11 protein-coding genes are annotated in these 18,655 nt (G+C 38.9%); 3 read left to right on the forward strand and 8 right to left on the reverse strand.

Features of this window, described 5'->3' with window-relative positions:
- Positions 1 to 90 precede the first annotated feature (90 nt).
- The 3 genes from BUA16_RS09650 (at position 91) to BUA16_RS09660 (ending at position 3,114) form a co-directional block, all read left to right on the forward strand.
- Complete coding sequence (locus BUA16_RS09650; protein WP_072764546.1) at positions 91 to 1,326, forward strand: DEAD/DEAH box helicase; 1,236 nt, start codon at positions 91 to 93, stop codon at positions 1,324 to 1,326.
- Between the two features lie 151 nt (positions 1,327 to 1,477).
- Complete coding sequence (gene rpe / locus BUA16_RS09655; RefSeq protein WP_072764547.1) at positions 1,478 to 2,137, forward strand: ribulose-phosphate 3-epimerase; 660 nt, start codon at positions 1,478 to 1,480, stop codon at positions 2,135 to 2,137.
- Positions 2,137 to 3,114: a YpdA family putative bacillithiol disulfide reductase gene (locus tag BUA16_RS09660; RefSeq protein ID WP_072764548.1), complete on the forward strand. Its 978-nt coding sequence runs from the start codon at positions 2,137 to 2,139 to the stop codon at positions 3,112 to 3,114. Before rpe ends, BUA16_RS09660 begins: the two co-directional genes overlap by 1 nt.
- Before the next feature lie 73 nt (positions 3,115 to 3,187).
- On the opposite strand, the gene BUA16_RS09665 is transcribed toward BUA16_RS09660, so the two are convergent.
- From BUA16_RS09665 to BUA16_RS09700, 8 genes are all read right to left on the reverse strand, one after another.
- Positions 3,188 to 4,702, reverse strand: a complete 1,515-nt coding sequence (locus BUA16_RS09665) for a sulfatase family protein (RefSeq protein ID WP_084668475.1) — start codon at positions 4,700 to 4,702, stop codon at positions 3,188 to 3,190.
- 115 nt (positions 4,703 to 4,817) lie between these two features.
- Positions 4,818 to 6,401, reverse strand: a complete 1,584-nt coding sequence (locus BUA16_RS09670; RefSeq protein WP_218616759.1) for a sulfatase family protein — start codon at positions 6,399 to 6,401, stop codon at positions 4,818 to 4,820.
- A 112-nt stretch (positions 6,402 to 6,513) separates the two neighbouring features.
- The gene (locus tag BUA16_RS09675; protein WP_072764549.1) at positions 6,514 to 8,139 is read right to left on the reverse strand and encodes a DUF4955 domain-containing protein; all 1,626 of its coding nucleotides are present in this window, start codon (positions 8,137 to 8,139) and stop codon (positions 6,514 to 6,516) included.
- 56 nt (positions 8,140 to 8,195) lie between these two features.
- Positions 8,196 to 11,273 carry a chondroitinase family polysaccharide lyase gene (locus tag BUA16_RS09680; RefSeq protein WP_178338867.1) on the reverse strand — a complete coding sequence of 1,026 codons (3,078 nt, stop codon included), beginning with the start codon at positions 11,271 to 11,273 and terminating at the stop codon, positions 8,196 to 8,198.
- Positions 11,274 to 11,335: 62 nt separating this feature from the next.
- Positions 11,336 to 12,082 carry a hypothetical protein gene (locus tag BUA16_RS09685; RefSeq protein ID WP_072764551.1) on the reverse strand — a complete coding sequence of 249 codons (747 nt, stop codon included), beginning with the start codon at positions 12,080 to 12,082 and terminating at the stop codon, positions 11,336 to 11,338.
- The gene (locus BUA16_RS09690) at positions 12,054 to 13,583 is read right to left on the reverse strand and encodes a sulfatase family protein (RefSeq protein ID WP_084668477.1); all 1,530 of its coding nucleotides are present in this window, start codon (positions 13,581 to 13,583) and stop codon (positions 12,054 to 12,056) included. Before BUA16_RS09690 ends, BUA16_RS09685 begins: the two co-directional genes overlap by 29 nt.
- Before the next feature lie 5 nt (positions 13,584 to 13,588).
- Positions 13,589 to 14,818: a glycoside hydrolase family protein gene (locus tag BUA16_RS09695; protein ID WP_072764553.1), complete on the reverse strand. Its 1,230-nt coding sequence runs from the start codon at positions 14,816 to 14,818 to the stop codon at positions 13,589 to 13,591.
- A gap of 323 nt (positions 14,819 to 15,141) precedes the next feature.
- Positions 15,142 to 18,489, reverse strand: a complete 3,348-nt coding sequence (locus BUA16_RS09700) for a VCBS repeat-containing protein (protein ID WP_072764554.1) — start codon at positions 18,487 to 18,489, stop codon at positions 15,142 to 15,144.
- Positions 18,490 to 18,655: the final 166 nt, after the last annotated feature.

Consider the following 18,655-nt stretch of genomic DNA (forward strand, 5'->3'; position numbering starts at 1 on the left):
GAAAAAAATTGGCTATAAGTTGGGTAGAAAAAAAAGGTAAACTACGAATTTACCGTACCTTTGTACACATATTTTCGAAAATTAACATCCATGAATTTTAAAGAGTTAAGGCTTAACAAACCTATCTTAAGAGCAATAGCTGAAAAAAATTACGACGCTCCTACTCCGGTCCAAGAAATGACTATTCCTCTTATCCTCGATGGGAAAGACGTTATTGCTTCGGCACAAACGGGTACTGGTAAAACAGCAGCCTTTGCCTTACCTATTTTACAGCTTTTATTTGACAGACAGGACGCCTCTAAAAAAGGTAAAAAGATAAAGGCCTTAATCATAAGTCCAACCAGGGAGTTGGCCATGCAGATTCAGGATAACTTTAAAGATTACGCCCAATACACCAATCTTGTTTCGGCTGTTATATATGGAGGATCGGCTATAGAACCACAGATAGAAACCCTAAAAAAAGGAGTCGATATCCTAGTGGCAACCCCCGGTAGGTTATTGGATTTGCACAAACAGGATGTTATTAATTTAGATTATATAGAGACCTTGGTTTTGGACGAGGCAGATTTAATGTTGGATATGGGCTTTATTGACGATGTCAAGAAAATAGAACGTCTATGTCCAAAAGGAAAACAAATTTTATTGTTCTCTGCTACCATGCCTTTTAAAGTGGTTCAATTGGCTAATAGTATTTTAAAAGATGCCGAAAAGGTTGCCGTCACCCCTACCTCATCGGCGGCAGCCCGGGTTCATCAAATACTTTATTTTACGCCTAAACCCAAAAAAATAGAGCTGTGCCTTCACCTTTTAAGAAATACGATAAAAGGCAATATCCTTATCTTTAGGAGAACCAAACACGGTGTCGACAAACTCGAACAAACCCTTCTTAGAAACAATTATAAGGTAGATAGCATTCATGGCGCCAAAAGTCAGGAGGAAAGACAAGAAGCCTTAAACAGGTTTAAAAATAAGGAAACCAATATTCTAATAGCCACAGACGTTGCTGCAAGGGGTATTGATATCGATAACCTGGACAGTGTTGTAAACTTTGATTTACCCAACATTCCAGAAACCTATGTTCACCGAATCGGAAGAACGGGAAGAGCGGGCCAAAGCGGTACCTCGTACTCCTTTTGTTCTGCAGACGAAAAGCAATATGTCATTAGCATTCAAAAATTGATGCAAAAACATATCGATGTAGAAGAAGACCACCCTTATCCATTAGATCCGAAAGCTCAGCCCGAAGTGCACAAAAGAAAAGGCAGTAAACACAGGAAAGGCAGAAAATCTGAAGGTTCAAAAAAGAAAAAGAAACGCTGGTATTAATAACAGTGGCATTGCCCCTAATGCTATTAACACCCAATATGTTTTCCATAAATATGCAGGAATCATAGAATTCATCTACTAATGAAGAGATCGTTTTTTAGGAAACCTATCAAATTATTATCTTTATACCATAAAATTATAGCGACTGAAAATGGATAAAAAAATCATAGCACCTTCCCTGTTGGCTGCCGACTTTGCCAACCTACAACAAGATATAGAAATGGTAAACAACAGTGAGGCAGATTGGTTTCATATCGACATCATGGATGGTGTGTTTGTCCCTAATATATCCTTTGGCATGCCTGTTTTAAAAGCCATTACGGCACATGCCCAGAAGACTATAGATGTACATTTAATGATTGTAGATCCAGACCGTTATATCAAAACCTTTGCCGATTTAGGAGCTCATAATTTGACGGTACATTATGAAGCTTGTACACATCTGCACCGAACCCTACAAGCCATAAAGGCCGAAGGGATGACAGCTGGAGTGGCCCTAAACCCACATACGAATATCAATCTTTTGGAAGATATTATCAATGATATTGATCTAGTTTTGATAATGAGTGTAAACCCTGGGTTTGGCGGACAATCCTTTATTGAGAACACATACGATAAGGTCAAGGCTCTAAAAGAACTCATCAACCGTAAAGGGGCTCATACCATAATAGAGATCGATGGCGGTGTTAGTTCGGAAAATGCCAAAGAGCTTATCGATGCCGGTGCCGATGTATTGGTGGCAGGGAGCTTTATTTTTCAGAGTGACAACCCTACCAAGACCATCAAAGAATTAAATGAATTAATTGGGTAATGAAGAATTTTGATATTGTCATTGTTGGAGGAGGACCTATTGGTATTGCATGTGGCCTAGAAGCTAAAAAGAAAGGCCTTTCCTATGTTATTCTAGAAAAGGGATGTATCGTCAATTCCCTTTACCATTACCCGCAGAACATGCAGTTCTTTTCTTCTTCGGAGAAATTAGAAATAGATAATATTCCCTTCATCAGTATTGAGGCCAAACCTAAAAGAAATGAAGCCTTAGAGTATTACAGACGCATTGTGACCAGCAATGAACTGAACATACAACTGTTTGAAAAGGTAGGATCCGTCCAAAAAATGGACGGGTATTTTGAAATCCAAACAACAAAAAACACCTATCGTGCATCCAATGTTATTTTAGCAACCGGGTTTTATGACATCCCTAATAAGATGGATGTTCCTGGGGAAGACCTGGATAAGGTATCGCATTATTACAAGGATCCCCACTTTTATTCTAGCCAGAAAGTAGCCGTTATAGGCGCCAGCAATTCGTCTATAGATGCTGCCTTGGAGTGCTACCGAAGAGGCGCCGATGTTACCCTTATCATTCGTGGCCCAGGGGTAGGAGAACGTGTAAAATATTGGGTAAGGCCCGATATTATCAATAGAATTGAAGAAGGCAGTATAAAAGCCTACTATAATAGTACCGTAAAAGAAATTACCGAAGAGGAGATTATAATACAATCGTCCACAGAGACCATAGCCTTGAAAAACGATTATGTATTGGCCCTTACGGGATATATGCCAAATTTTGGATTTTTGGAAAAGATAGGCATCCAACTATCAGAAGACGAAAAAAGACTTCCACAATACGACCCGGAAACGATGGAAACCAATGTAGAAGGTATTTATTTGGCTGGAGTTATTTGCGGGGGCATGGAAACCCATAAATGGTTTATAGAAAACTCTAGGGTTCATGCCAACATGATCATAGGTTCTATACTCGAAAAAAGAACCGTAAACACCTAAGAAACGCCTTAAAATAAAAACCCAAGGAGACACTATACGGAAGCGTCTTCTTGGGTTCTTTATTCAAGAATACTTAATACGGTTTATCAAACAGCTCGCTCGATGAGATAGTGCTATTGGCAGGTAGTATTACTTTTCTTAAAAACTTAGTGTCGTTGGTTTCCTTGCACCAATCGAGTAGCTTTTGACGATACACATCCAATTTTTCTGAATAGGTTGTAGAATTCACCAAATTATTCATTTCAAAGGGATCGTTTTCTAGATCAAATAACTGCTCTCTGTTTTTTCCCCAACTGTACAATACGTACTTGTATTTTTTACCGATCAACGCCCTACCTAAGGTTCCATAGGCCTGCTTTCCTTCAAATTTAGTCTCTACCACTACAAAGTCCCTTTCTTTACTTTTCTTTTTCCCTTCCAGTCGCGGTTTTATACTTTCTCCTCGCAACTCTTCTGGAATAGGAATTCGGGCATAATCACAAATAGTAGGGTACAGATCTAACCCATTACTGATCAAGCTTTGGTCTACCCCTTTCTTAAACCCTTTTTTTCCTTTGTAAGTCATAATAAAAGGCACTTTAACGCTTTCCTGAAAAAGGGCCGTTTTTTGGTTCCAACCATGGGAAGCATTTCCGTCGCCATGGTCACTGGTAAATATAATCAGGGTATTGTCACTTAAGCCCATAGCATCAATGGCGTCTATAATCTTTCCTATCTCTCGGTCTACTTTTTCTACCAGCCTATAATAGGTATAGCGGTACTGTCTCCAATCTTCTTCGGTATAATTTTGGGTCGGGTACACCTTCTTATCTACGTCTTGCTCTATTTGCAAGGCTTCGGGAAAAGTTTCCGATTTCTTGAAATTAGGGGGCAGCCCTGGTGTTTCGCTAAGGGGAACCATGGGGATATTCCCATAAGGCAAGGGTTCGTTCCTCGCCCATTCGCATATATTATGCGGGTTGTCAAAAGAAGCTACCAAAAAGAAGGGCTTGTTGCCATCTTTTTTAGATGCCATATAGTCGATACATTTCTCTGCCAAAGGGATATCCCCAAAATCTGCGATCTTCTCAAAACCATTTCCTTCGGAGATAGCCGCCTCATGGGCATGCCATTTACCACCATAGGCACAGTCATACCCTGCCTGTTGCATGATATTCCCTAAGCCCATTTCCTTATTTTCAACGGACATGATATTATCACCAGAAACATTGGAATTAACCCCTAGGGTATGTGGCATTTTCCCAGTAAACATACTGGATCTCGAAGGACTGCACAACGGAAAAGTAACATAGGCGTTGTGAAAGCGAACGCCATTTTTGGCCAATTTGTCTAAATTAGGGGTTTTTAAATCCGTATTCCCCGCTATACTCATTGCCGCTGCTTGGTGTTGATCGGTCATAATCAACACTATATTGGGTCTTTCCTTATCCTGAACCCCATCTGAAAGAGATTTTTGAGCCCAGCTTAGTTGGCAGACCAACAACAAGCCTATTGTTAATAAGTTGTTTATTGCTGTTTTAAGTGTTCCCTTCGACCAATTCCCTGAATTGGCGACAATCACAATGTTCTGATTTGGTTCGATGTTCATAATTTCCCTTCAATTGATTTATGGCATATATCTAAGTCACTAAAATATCATATAAAGCGGTTCTATTTTTTTAATACTTTATAGCACTATGTATCGTTAACGATTCTTTGGTGTCCTACTCAACGATATTTACCTCGTGAACATTGACAAAGGAACCTTGTGTTACTATGCCCATTTTCTCTTGTAATTCGGCTACCTTTTCGGGCATCTCATTCGCTAGATTATCTTGTTCATTAGGATCTTCTACCAGATTATACAATTGCGGTTTAGTCTCAAACCCCGTCTCAATCTTAGGTCCCCATGGTACCATTTTAGGTCCATCGTGGGGCAGAATATATTTCCACCCGTTCTCTATATAAGATAACGGACCTTGAAAGCTCTCGTGTATCAGGGATCCTCTACCGCTCTGGTCTTCGCCATTTAGGACAGCCAGCATATTTTGGCTATCTACCGCTTGGCCCTTATCCACATCAACACCTAGCAAAGTACTAAAGGACCTTAGAAAATCGACCTGACTAAACAGTGCGTTAGAAATGCTCCCCTTTCCTTTGGCATCGGGCCATCTGATGATCATGGGGATTTTTGCTCCACCATCATAAGAACTGTATTTACCTCCTCTTAAGCCGCCTGTAGGTTTATGGTCACCCACCAATTCTCTTGCTTGGTCGTGGTATCCGTCGTCTAAAACCGGACCGTTGTCACTCGAAAAAACAACTATGGTATTATCTAATAAATTTTGGGTTTCTAAAATTTTCATAATTTCCTTGACGGTCCAATCTAATTGAAGAATAACATCTCCCCTTGGGCCCATGCCACTTTTACCTTGGAACATTTTGTTGGCTACTCTTGGCACATGTATGTCATGAGTCGATAGCAATAAGAAAAATGGTTGATCCTTACTAGAATTAATGAATTTTTTAGATTTATCTACCAATTCCATAGGGATGGTTTCATCATCCCATAAAGCGGCTTTACCACCCTCCATAAAACCAATTCTACTGATACCGTTTACAATAGTATTGTTATGGCCTTGCGAAGGTTTCATGGTTAATAACTCCGGATTTTCTTTCCCTGTAGGCCAATTTCCAATCTTCTCTTTGTAATTTACTTTTACAGGATCGCTAGGGTCCAAATTAACTATATGATGATTTTCAACAAAAACACATGGTACTCTGTCGCCCGTTGCTGGAATTATATACGAATAATCAAACCCTATTTCTAAAGGTCCAGGACTAATTTTTCCGTTCCAATTTGGTCCATTTTCATCCCCTAGACCTAAATGCCATTTCCCTACAATACCAGTATTATAACCAGCAGTTTTTAATATACCTGGCAAAGTTGTTTTCCTGGTATCAATCAGAAGTGACTCATCTCCTGCAGCAACCCCAGTTCCTTTTTTACGCCACGCATAATCCCCTGTTAATAACGAATATCTTGAAGGGGTACAAGTAGCGGCCGTGGCATAAGCATTTGTAAATAGTATGCCATCCTTGGCCAAGGCATCAATATTAGGAGTACTAATGGTAGTGGCCCCATAGGAACTGATATCCCCATATCCTAAGTCATCTGTGTATATAAAAACGATATTGGGTTTCTTTTTGTCCTGAACAACTTGGGCAGACTTTTCTTTTTGCTCTTTGCAGCCCACCATAGCAATACCCAGCAGTATTGCTATTATATAGCTTCTTTTTATGGTCATAATTATAAGTTTTATTGTCGTTATTTAAATATTTTATGTTTTTGCCCTCTATGCAAAGGAATAAACCCCTCATGGCTGTCCTTCTCTACTAACTAGCAGAAGCCACAGCGTTTTATTGCTGCCCAACCTTTTGCGAAGCCAACTCCCTTTCTATTTTATACCATTCTTTTTGATACTTTTCAATCCATTCTGGGGGGTTCCCTAATCTGTATTTTAATTGTGCTTCGTATAAGGATTCAGGAAAAACGGCCTGTCCTAAACTTTCAAGATATCCGAGGTTTTCTTGAATGAAGCTTGTCCTTGAACCATGCATACCTACAACGGTAGGATTCACGACAGAAAACCCCCAATACAAATGTTTTGGACCTGACAGTTTCCAGAAATCGTAATTATCTTGTGGTTCACCCACTCTTTTATAGTTCCATAAGGTTAATCCTTTTAAGTGATGCGGCTCATTCTTGTAATAACCACCGTGGCTGGTCATTTTTGAACCTTCGTACATATCCACCAAATTATTGATTGGAATGTCGGCATGGGAATCCCATCCTTGTTTTGGCGTTTTTACGCGCCAAATTACAGATCCCGATGTTTTGTGAGACATAGATGCGCCATGGAATTGCCCGTTATTGGAAGCATCCTTAATTAAACCCGTTAACACCCGTGTAGACTGTGTCACGTTCGTTAATTTATGTCCGCTGTTCCCTTCGACCCATAACATTAAAACAGAAGATGCATAACTTTTGCTAACAGAAACAGCTCCACTAACACTGCTAAACCGGCATCTTCTAACCCAAGAGTTTGCCACTCTTTGCATAGAAACCATAGACCAAGCATTGTCGTGCAAAAAATCTTTATGGTGCACAAATGTATCCTTAAAATTTGCTTTGAAGAAGATATCTTCTACACCCACATTTTCTAACGGATAAAAAGGTTTTGCTTGCCAATTGTAATCGGTATTAATCGAATTTATCAACGGGTCTTTTAAGGTGATTTTATTCCCAGAAATACTTTTTATTTCATGGTTCTCAATAAATGTCACTCCTTCTTGTTGAATCTTTTCCCATTGTGGTCTTGGTTTCTTTCCTTCAAATGATTCTTTTGCAACAGTGACATTATAAGGCATTTGTAGTTGTATAAACTTTGTATCTTTAAAGATGTCTGCATTTTTCACAACAATGGTAAACGCTCCTTCATTTGCGTTTTCTGTGATCTTTGTTCGTTGTTTTTCTCCTTTTTTTGAGGAAAATGTAAACATATAACTCACTTTCCATTCAGGTTCATCGGGCGTTCGTTGCAACATGTGATCTTTCATATTAATCACCGTTCCATTTTTCCCCATGCCACTTCCCTTTAAAATAATATTAGAAGATGATATTTCAATAGGATTTGTTTTTTTGGGTTTCACATTCACCATAAAATCTCCTGGCGGAAAAAACACAATGCCCCCCTTGTTTAATTCTGCTGCGTTTATAGCAGCCTGAATAGCCTCTTGGTCCGAAATACTATCATTGGGGATAGCGCCAAAATCTAACACATTAAAAACCTTTAAACCCTTATGATTTTCGGGGATTCCTTTTTCACCAAGTTGATATCCGGCATAGGAATAATCAAATAGCAATGGAATTTCAGGGTCGTTTATTTCACCTGTAAATTTTTTCCATATAACCGCTTCTTGAGCAAATGACGGGCCTATGTTAAATATGAAAGCTATAAAATAAGTAATAAAAAGTACACGCATTGTTGTGGGTAATTTCTCTATTTAAAGACTTAGAAGCAACAGGATGCCTTCTTGGCCTAAGAACTTAATTTCATCATTTTAAACACCCTTGGAAATCCATCTTTACACTCTAAACTAATGACGGTTTTCGTACCAGAATTATCGATAGCGGTTATAAAATCGGCTGGCAAGGCACTCCATTTCCCTTCTAAGGTAATGGTCAGTGTAACTGGGGTGCTGTAATTCCTATATTTATTCGGTTGGTATTCCGGAAAATTCAAATCGGGCTGCACAGCACTGATGGTTATATTTTTATCAGAATCCTTTCTCACCATAATTAATGCAGGTTCCGACACTTCTGATAAATAACCACTATCCAATTTTCTCTTTGCCTCAAAAACGGCGTATGCCGTGCTGTTCGACTTATGGTCCGAAACAATATGAGCTGTACTATCGGCTCTAATAATGGTATAAGAATCATCGGCCTTTGCCTTTTTCTCGAATTTCTTTTGATCTTCCTCCTTCAGAAAGGGATAAATAACATATTGATAGTTGGCATTTTTAGGAGCCAATCCATGGTCTATCCAAGCAGCAGCATAATCGGCCTCGGTCTCTTTTGCTCCTTTGCCCTTGGCATTCATTCTCCCGGTATTGACCGAATACTTGTTGTGATAAGAATGTTGATGTTCCTTCTTTAATTGTACGGCGGTATTGGAAAGGATATAATACCCATTCCCATAAGGATCTACCACCCAGTTATTCTTTTTCACATCAGAAGCCAATTCTGTTTTTACCGGAAACTTTGTTATAGTTTTATTAGATGTGTAGAGCGGAATTTTTGGATCTATTAACAAAGACTGAAAAAGATTGGTCTGTACAGGATTATTTTCGTCTACACTACAAATATTGGTTCCTATTACTATCAGCTTGTCACCAAATGAAAATACCGATTTCTTGGCATACAATTTTCCTGGAAATCCCACTTTCGTTTCTGGCCATTCCGAATTAGAGCCTTTGCCTTCATTTAAGATCATTCCAAAAACCCCGTTCCCGTCCAATTCCGTTGCCCCGGCAAAGGTTTCATTGGAACGGAACATTATTAGTGGCATTTTTGGTTCCAATTCTTCAAAAGGCAAGTTAATTACGGTAGCCCCTGGATATCGGTTCCAATCCCAACCCTCCTGAACAAAGCCGCTTCCTATTTCTCCATTTCGGTTTAACAGTTGTATGGTTCCGTTGGCAGGGTATCTACCATACCTATTTTCATCAACATAAATTTCAGATGCCCATACATATTTACTATACCCCTTAACAATGGCGGCCCAATCGTTGCGCCTATGAATTGCCGTGGCTGCATAGGGCATGGTATGATAGCCTTCGAGCTGTTCTGGTTGTATTCCGTTAATTTCCCTAAAAAGGGTACTATTGAGTTTATCTTCTTTTCCCCATAGTCTAAGATATGCAGCGGCTATCTCCTTATCAATTTTCTCGGTTCCCTCGGGATTTCCAGCATATGCCATTAAAAGATACTCTTCTTTTAAGGATTTAATACTGTTGGCTTCCAAGGGATGTCGTCCTGCATTTCCAAATCCCCAATCGTACAGTTGACTATAAGCTCTAGTATTTAAAAAGGCCTTTTTAAAATTCTCATGTCCGTCCGTTTTTATTCGAAACCTAGTCCCTGACAAGGTTCTGATTACTTTAGGGACCGTTTTAAAGGCACCATAGCCGTAAGCCGGATAGTGACCATTGTGATGCCATGCCGTACCATCTACCTTAAAGCCCCATTCTTCATTTTGTTGTGCTAGGGTTATAGAGATATAATTAGAATAAGCATGTAATAAGGCTGCTTGCTTTTCCTGGCTATCCATAAGGAAAATCAACATTAAATGATAATAGGATTGTGTGTTTAGGTAATCGATATTTACATGAAAATTACTTTCATCGTCCAAAAGCATTCCTAAGTTAAACAACCAGTGCAAACTTGCGCCAATCTCATTTAACAAACCGTTGTCGTATAGCAATTGTCGCATGGTAAAAAATGCCTCGGTAATGTCCCTAACGTTATACCCAATATGATGCCTTGTACCGCCAGCGGCACCAGCCACCCAACCTTGATCTAAAAAGTATTTAGTCCCGGTCAAAAACATTTCCTCAATTTCCTGTTTCTGGGAGGTATCTGCCCTATCGTGAAAATTAGCCAGTTTTTTTAATACTTTCCCCAAATCCGACACATCATTAACCTTTAATGGCCCATGTTGTTTCTCATCATAATACTCCTGCCTTATCATAAAAGTTAAAGGAGGCCCTATTACCGTCTCACCCGTATCCTTTATATTTAACTTTTGAAAATCTTCCCGTAAAGACTTTATATACACCTTGTATTTCTTATCGATCCTTAAATCTGCGTCAATTAATTTTTCGAATTTTTGTAAATCCATCCTCACAGCCATAGAAATTGGGGATACCTCCAAATTCTTAATGCGTTCGTAATTGCTTATCAAAGGCATCCAATGATCACTTCCCAATTTAGTATCTGCCTTAATAAAGGGCACCAAAAGATCTGGGTATTGATGCCTGTCATCCTGGTATTGTGAAAAAACAATGTCGTCTAGATATAGTTTTCCCTTTTCTGCTGAAGTACTAATTCTAAAATAATCATAATCTACTTCTGCTCCCTTCTCTGGAGCATTTCCTTGCATTTCATAAAAAGGAACCCAAATTCGTCGCCATCCTTTAAAAGACAATGGAACATCAAACCAAACCGCTACTTTTCCTTCTTTTTCAAAGGAAATAGTTAGGGTATCGTTTTGTGGTGTCTCGTTGTAAAGGGAAATCGCTGTAGTGGGACTAGACGGAAAGTAATTTCCGTACCGCAATGGACTTTCTGCATGTGACAATATCCTAAAATTGGCAGTCCCTAGACTACTTTGGCCTTGCCATTCCCATTTCAATGACGATTTTCCTAACCTCATACGATCAGTACTGATAGCCAAAGTGCTATTAGAATTTTGATATAACTCTAATACGTTGCTGGACTCAAAAGATTCTAAGGCGGGTAGCTTCGTTTGTTGTGAAAAACCTATACCAGTGATTAAAAAAAGGACCATTTTAATTGGCATACGTTTTCTTGATTTATAAAATAATGATCTCATTAGTTTCCTTATATTTTTAATAGGCATATATCATGGCTTCTTTTGCCAAAACACCCTCATGATTAATATATTTTCCAATCTTTAAACCAAACACTTTTTGTAAAACTGCTTTGGTCTTTAGCATTGCTTTGAAAATTACTCACCAACGCCAAATCGCCCTTCCACCTTTCTATAGCTACATGGTTCTTAGATATATTGGCCAATAATTTACCCGTGCTAATGTCGGAGATAGCAACATTTACCACATAGTTATTTGTCTCTGGCCTAAGTTGCACTTTTAGGTTCACTCCAGTAGGCAATGCTTTCATCACATTCTTATTTTTAGGATTAGGGCTTGGCGTTCCTATAAACAATACCCCGTTAGTACTGACCCCTATATTTAAGCCTTTTCGATCCACCGCATGATCTGAACTTAGGTTATCGGCTCCCAAATTAAATCCGGCCCAATTCTTACTATTCCCAACCAAATCCCCATTATAAAAACCAACCTCAACTTCCATTTCAAAGGTTCCCTCTCTTAACTGAGGTGTTAACAGGTGAACTGTTCTATTTTCCCTACTGACCAAACATTCCAATTTCCCATTGGACACCTGCCAATCTTCCAATGGATAAGGCGTATACTCTGGCCCTACCCTTGAAGGTGTTGCAGTGCCTGTAAAATCACATTTAAAGACGATCTTATTTTCTATCTTGCCTTTACACCCCAGCAAGGTATAAAGCAAGATAATTAAGCATACAACTGTCCTATTAAAACTCCAGGCATTCATTGGTCTCGATGGTTTACTTTGCTGGTACCGTTTCTGAATCATTTAACTTTTGGAATCGTTTAAACCAAGGGTCCTTTTTATCCTTTAATTGCTTTAAAAGTTTCTTTTTCAACCCGCTTTTCAATTCCGTATCCTTTTCGGCTATATTATGTTTTTGAAAAGGATCGTTTTTATTATCGTATAAAAATTCACGGGCTTGGTTTTGGTCATCCAAGGTGATCACATAAGTATGGGTGTGGGTCCTTATTCCACGGTGTCCCGATGCTGGCTGTCCTTCTTCTATATAGTAATACAAGACAGAACTTGGTCTTTTCCCTTCATTTTTTAAAATGATGGACGATAGGTCTTGGCCATCTACATTGGAAGGAATACCATCTGTAGTACCTAGCATATTTAGGATAGTCGGCATAATATCCGTAGCACCAATAAGCAGATCGTCTTTTTGGCCTCCCTTAATTTTAGCCGGCCATCTAATGATAAAAGGAACGTTTATAGCTTCTTCATACCATACATTTTTTGACATTAAAGCATGGCTACCCATCATTTCGCCATGATCTGAGGTAATGACTACTATAGTGTTATCTTCCAATCCCTCTTCTTCCAAGGCCTTTAACACTCTCCCTATTTGGTCGTCTACACCCGTCACCATAGCATAATAATTACGGATATGCTCTTTGGCCAATTCGGTTCTTTTCCTGGTTGCTCCCTTATGGAAGGCCAATTCTTGGGCCTCGCTATCCAAATCTAGATTTCCTCTATTGAGCAATTCCTCCAAGGATTTGTCCTTATAGGGTGCTATATATTTTTCAGGCACATATTGATATGGGGGATGGGGTGGATTTACTGACCAAAAAAGAGCAAAGGGCTTGTCTTTAGTCCTTGTTTTCTCGGAGGGGTTTTTAATATAATCGATGATCACATCTGCTTCGTGCTTGGCAGACCATTCGTTGATATACGTCAGCTCATCCTCCGCAGCATCGTTGATCCAATAATGAGGTGTGTTGTGCTCATCAAAAGTGCCATAAGCATACCAAAAATTAAACCCGTGCCGAAATTCCTTAGGGGTATAAGCATCCCATAACACCGTATCCTTATCCGCAACAGGCGGTGGAGAGGTTAAATGTAATTTCCCTACATAACCGGCATCATAACCGTTCTTTACCAAAACATCGGAAAAACTAATATCGTCTTTTTGCCATGAATTATTGTACTTATACCTATTGGAGTTACTATTGGTCAGCACCGAATTATTATAAGGTAATTTTCCGGTCATCAACATAGCCCGGTAAGGGCTACACAGCGGAAAGTTACTTATAGCATCTGTAATCACCATTCCCTCTTTGGCCAGTTGATCCATATTAGGAGTCACCACCGGATCTTGTCCATTGATCCCAATAGCCGAATTTCGCAATTGATCGGGAAAGATAAACAGCAAATTGGCTGCTTCCTTTTGCGAGGGTTTTAAGGTAGGCTTACAAGAAACCATAGTGGCGAACACCCAACTAAATAGCAACAAATACCGAATTACAAAATGCATGTTCATAATACCTAGTTTACTGAATTCATTTTCTTTAATCTATCCAAAGCCTCAATATAATAATAATCGGCATAGATCAGGGCAACGTCAATTTCGTGTCCCAATGATTTTGCACCTGTCGAATGAAGTAAAAAAGAATCGGCTTTCCCTACTCCCGAATATTTTTCGGAACTTAAAGAAGTTAACATGTTTAGGGCCGCGTTATAATATTTATTTTGCAATGCTTCGTCTTCCATGTACGTACTAAGCTCTAACAAACCAGAGGCGACTATAGCGGCAGCAGAGGCATCCCTATCATCATCTTTTGTAGTGTCTATATCAAAATCCCAATGAGGTATGTAATCTTCTGGAAGTAGTTCTAAGTACTTATCGGCAATCTTTTGTGCAAAATCTAGAAACTTTTTGTCCTTTGTTTCCCTATACATCAAGGTATACCCATAAATCCCCCATGCCTGTCCTCTAGACCAACGGCTATCATCGTGAAGACCTTGTTTGGTATGCTTGTTCAATACCTTTCCGTTTAAGGAATCGTATTCTACGACATGCCAAGAGGTGTAATCGTCCCTAAAATGATGTTCCATGGTCGTTTCCGCATGTTTCACGGCAATATCATAATGACTTTTATCCCCACCATTTTTAGCCGACCAGAACAGCAGTTCCAAATTTAACATATTGTCTATAATGGTGATATGTTGTTGCCAACGTGGGTGCATTTTATTAGACCAAGACCTAATAGTTCCTACCTTAGGATTAAATCTACTGGCAAGCGAATTTGCCGAAGTCAATAAAATATCCTTATACTCCTTCTTGTCTCCAAAAAGGTACCCATTGCCATAAGCAGGAAACATCATAAATCCTATATCGTGGTGTTCGGTAATGGTTTTAAAATCTTCAAAAACTTCGGTTCTTTTGATAGCTTCTTGTTTCCATTTTTCATCCTTGGTAATTTCGTACATATACCAAAGTATACCCGGGTAAAATCCGGAGGTCCACACCAATCTTCCGTTTGGTATTTCTTTCCATTCGGTTTCGTTTGTTTCTATTAGCCTAGGGTGCTTGGAAAGATCGGTTAACTTGGGTACGGCTATTTCCAATTGTGACTCGCAATCTTCAATGGCGCCATTCAAATCAAATGCCACGCTTTTTCCATTTAGGACTTGTGCCGTAGCAGTTTCTTTTTTCTTTTGTCCAGATTGGCAGCTTGCCAAGCAAAAAACTAGGGACAGTAATAATAATCTCATTCGTTTGCATTTTTATGTTAATACTTTACTTTTTAATCTTTGGTTTCCGTTAGATGATGATTGTAAAAAAAACACCCCACATATTTTTCTATGGACAATACGGGGATGTTCTAAACTCAACTCAATCAACTAACTTTTCAATGGTGCTTTGAGACCTATTTTACTTTTAGGTTTCAGGGCCTAAGACAAAGTTGCAGTATATTCATAAAAACTAGAGGGGCTAAAAGTTCAATAAGCGGGTGCTCACTGACCAAAGCCATCAAAAACACTTAAAATTCAATATTTTATAAAAACCCCACTTCTTCGCTTTCAAAGAATGGCGTTTATTTTTTTAAAGGTTGATTGATCCTATAAATTTGAAGCGGGCCATTATTTTGGGCAAACACCATCAATTGATCCGAATCTCGTTGTGTCACTATTGCAATATCACGAATTTCTCCATTCAAATAAAGTCCGCTTTCCAGATTGTTCACCGCCTTAAAGCTTCCTTTACCATCTCCTAAAAGTAAAAGCCCTCTATTGGCATCATAACGCCCATATTTTACTCGTGTACCGAAAAAATTTCCTCCTAAAAGCAGATCTAAATTCCCATCCAGATCAAAGTCTTTGGCAACCATACCGTAAATGGGACTAAATTGTGCTTCTTTTGGCAAGGGCGATAGCTTAAACCGGCCCTCCCCTAAATTTTCCATATAGCTAGTTTCAAAACTTCTAGCTTCCAAGACTGTAGCCTCCTTCAATTGATCGGGGGTAAAAATGTCGGTAATTTTTTCATCGGCATAATCTACATAATTAACGTACCTTGCTTTTAACTTGTTTAACTGCCCCAATAGATCGTCTTTAGAAAACACCGGATAACTTTCGTTCCCGATATAGGAACAAAGAATCGGATCTAAAGAACCATTGCCATCAAAATCGCTGACATACAAACTCACCGGTTTTTCTTGGGATGCTTTTAATTGGGAGTTCAGTCCAAAATTTCCTATGACATAATCTATATCCCCATCTCCATCAAAATCTTCAGCTATGATTTTGTTCCACCAGCCCTGTGAATTTTTAAGGCCAGAGTTATCTGCCAATTCTTCTAATTTTCCATTCTGACTACGGAAGGCGCGAATTCCCATAAATTCGCCGACAAGAATAAGGTCGTAAGCTGCATCCCCATTAAAATCGCTCCATACAGCATCGGTAACCATCCCCGGATATTCTAGCAAAGGATTTACTTGGTTTGTAATATCTTTAAAATTCCCTTTTCCATCATTTTCAAGGACATAGCTACGGGCCGTATTTGGATATTTCCCTGGAACTAATCTCCCTCCAACAAATAAATCCAAATCCCCATCATTATCCCAATCAGCAGCCTTTACACAAGAGCCACTATGTCTCATCGTGGGAATAGATTCGACCTTCTTTTTAAAATTCCCCTTCCCATCATTAAAATATATCCTATCCTGAAGTTGCGGTGAACCTGCATCGTACTCATTGCCCCCACTTACAACATACAAATCTTGGTCCCCATCATTATCGGCGTCAAAAAACAATGCGCCTATATCTTCACTGTCCTTATCTTGATCGAAGGATTTTTGATGCGACAAAGTGAATGTTCCAGATGTTGTCTGAGTATAAATTTGTCCTGGACTATTCTTTGCGCCTCCAATAAACAGATCCTCCAAGCCATCACCATTAATATCGGCCTTGGTAATTTTAGGGCCTTGGGTAGATAATTTATGGGGCAGTAATTGTTCTCTTTTAAAATCGACATACCTATTTTCCCTATGTGTATAAGCCATCAAACTATCCTTGGTTAGCATAATAAAATACTTCTTAGTTGAAGCACTTATGGTCGCTAAATCAACTGCCTCAGCTTCCGTATGATTCAAGGTTACTGTTTCGTTTGCTTTTATATTATTTAATTGTTGAACCTTCCCATCTGGCCAGGTTATTGCTAGTTCATTTATATTTACAGCCTTCCCTAAACCGAACAAAAGGCCATAATCTACAGAAGACTGATAGCCTCGTGTAGGAATCATTTCTTGAGTAAGAACCTCATTATTTATTTTTAAGGTTACCTTGGCCCCTACGCCAAAAACATTGCCTTTAGCTCCTTTCAGTTGTACTTTAAGGTAATTGTTCTGTGTTATAAGTTCACTGTTGTTTCTATATATAAATGCTTCCTCGTCTATATTGTTTACTACAAGATCTAAATCCCCATCATTGTCCAGATCGGCATACGCGGCACCATTGGAGAGTGATTTTTGCCCCATTCCCCAATCACCATTCATCTTTTGAAAGCTAAGGTCGCCCTTATTCCTATAGATATAGTTTTCTTCAACAGTAGCAGGTATTTTTTCTATCAGCTCCATTAGGGCCTTAGATTGTCGGGTTTGATTTTCCTTTAGTTTTTCATTTACCGCATAGTTCATAAAGTCCATATTGGTATAATCGCGTTTATAGCCATTGGTAACAAAAAGATCTTTAAAACCATCGTTGTCAAAATCGGCAAAAAGGGATGCCCAACTCCAATCTGTATTTGATACGCCTGAAAACTGACCTATTTCGGAAAATGATTCTCCTTGATTGTTTAGCTGTAGCATATTTCGCATGGTCTGGTTGTAAAATCCAGAATTCACTAAGAGTTGGTATTTGTCGTAGTTGTCAGGTCCAGAAATCATTTTTTGACGACTATTTCCTTCTGGCAGCATATCCAAGGTCATAATATCGGTAAAGCCATCATTATTTATATCGGCAATATCAGATCCCATGGAGAAAAGAGAAGTATGGCCAATAAACTGTTCCAAACTTTCTATAAACGATCCGTTTTGATCATTGATATATAGATAATCCTGTTCATTATAATCATTGGAAATATAAATATCCAACCAACCGTCGTTATTTATATCTGAAACGGCAATTCCCAATCCAAACCCTAGCACATTTGAAACTAGACCAGCTTCTTGACTTGCCTCTTTATATTTCCCATGATCGTTTCTATAGAGCTTATCTGAATATGCGCTATTCTTTCTGTTTTTTAAGGAAGGGGTTATTTGTCCAAATCCTGCATAATCTTGGGTAGAATGGTTAAGGATATATAAATCTAAGTCTCCATCGCGATCATAGTCAAAAAAGGCCGCTTGAGTAGAATACCCATCATCGGCAATACCATATTCTTCTGCTTTTTCTGTGAAAGATGGCAGTTCGGAATTGGCTGTGGCTCCGTTATTAATAAATAACAGGTTTTTTCTTTTATTGGGGTCCTTTGCTGCAGATCGACATATGTAGATATCTAAAAAGCCATCACCATTAACATCTGCCATGGTAACTCCAGTATTCCACAAGCCCTCTGCGAATACGCCAGCTTCCTTGGCTACTTCCTTAAATTTAAAATCCCCTTGGTTGAGGTACAAATGGCTCCCCACCATGTTACCGGTAAAATAAATATCCGAAAGTCCATCATTGTTAACATCTCCTATAGCCACACCTCCCCCATTGTACAAATACCCATATTCCAATACATTGAATTCTTCCGTTTCTTGAAGTATGTTCTTAAAAGTTATTCCGGTAGTACTAGGCGATAACAGGCTAAACATTTTATCTCTGTCATTACCTCCACATGAAAACAATAAAAGAGCAAGGAGTATGGTTATGGTTGGTTTAATTTTAGGTATTTTCATATGTGTTTTAATTATTGTTTTTAACAGTCATTTGAAATTCACATAGCTGAATTCGTAGTTGCGACCAGTTTTCGGTCATGCTCATTTCATAGATATATTGGTTAAAACAAATCAATTTACGGTCTTTTTGTACGTATGACCAAAACAAATCAACAAAAAGACCGCA

It is taken from the genome of Arenibacter nanhaiticus (genome assembly GCF_900141935.1).
Taxonomy (GTDB): domain Bacteria; phylum Bacteroidota; class Bacteroidia; order Flavobacteriales; family Flavobacteriaceae; genus Arenibacter; species Arenibacter nanhaiticus.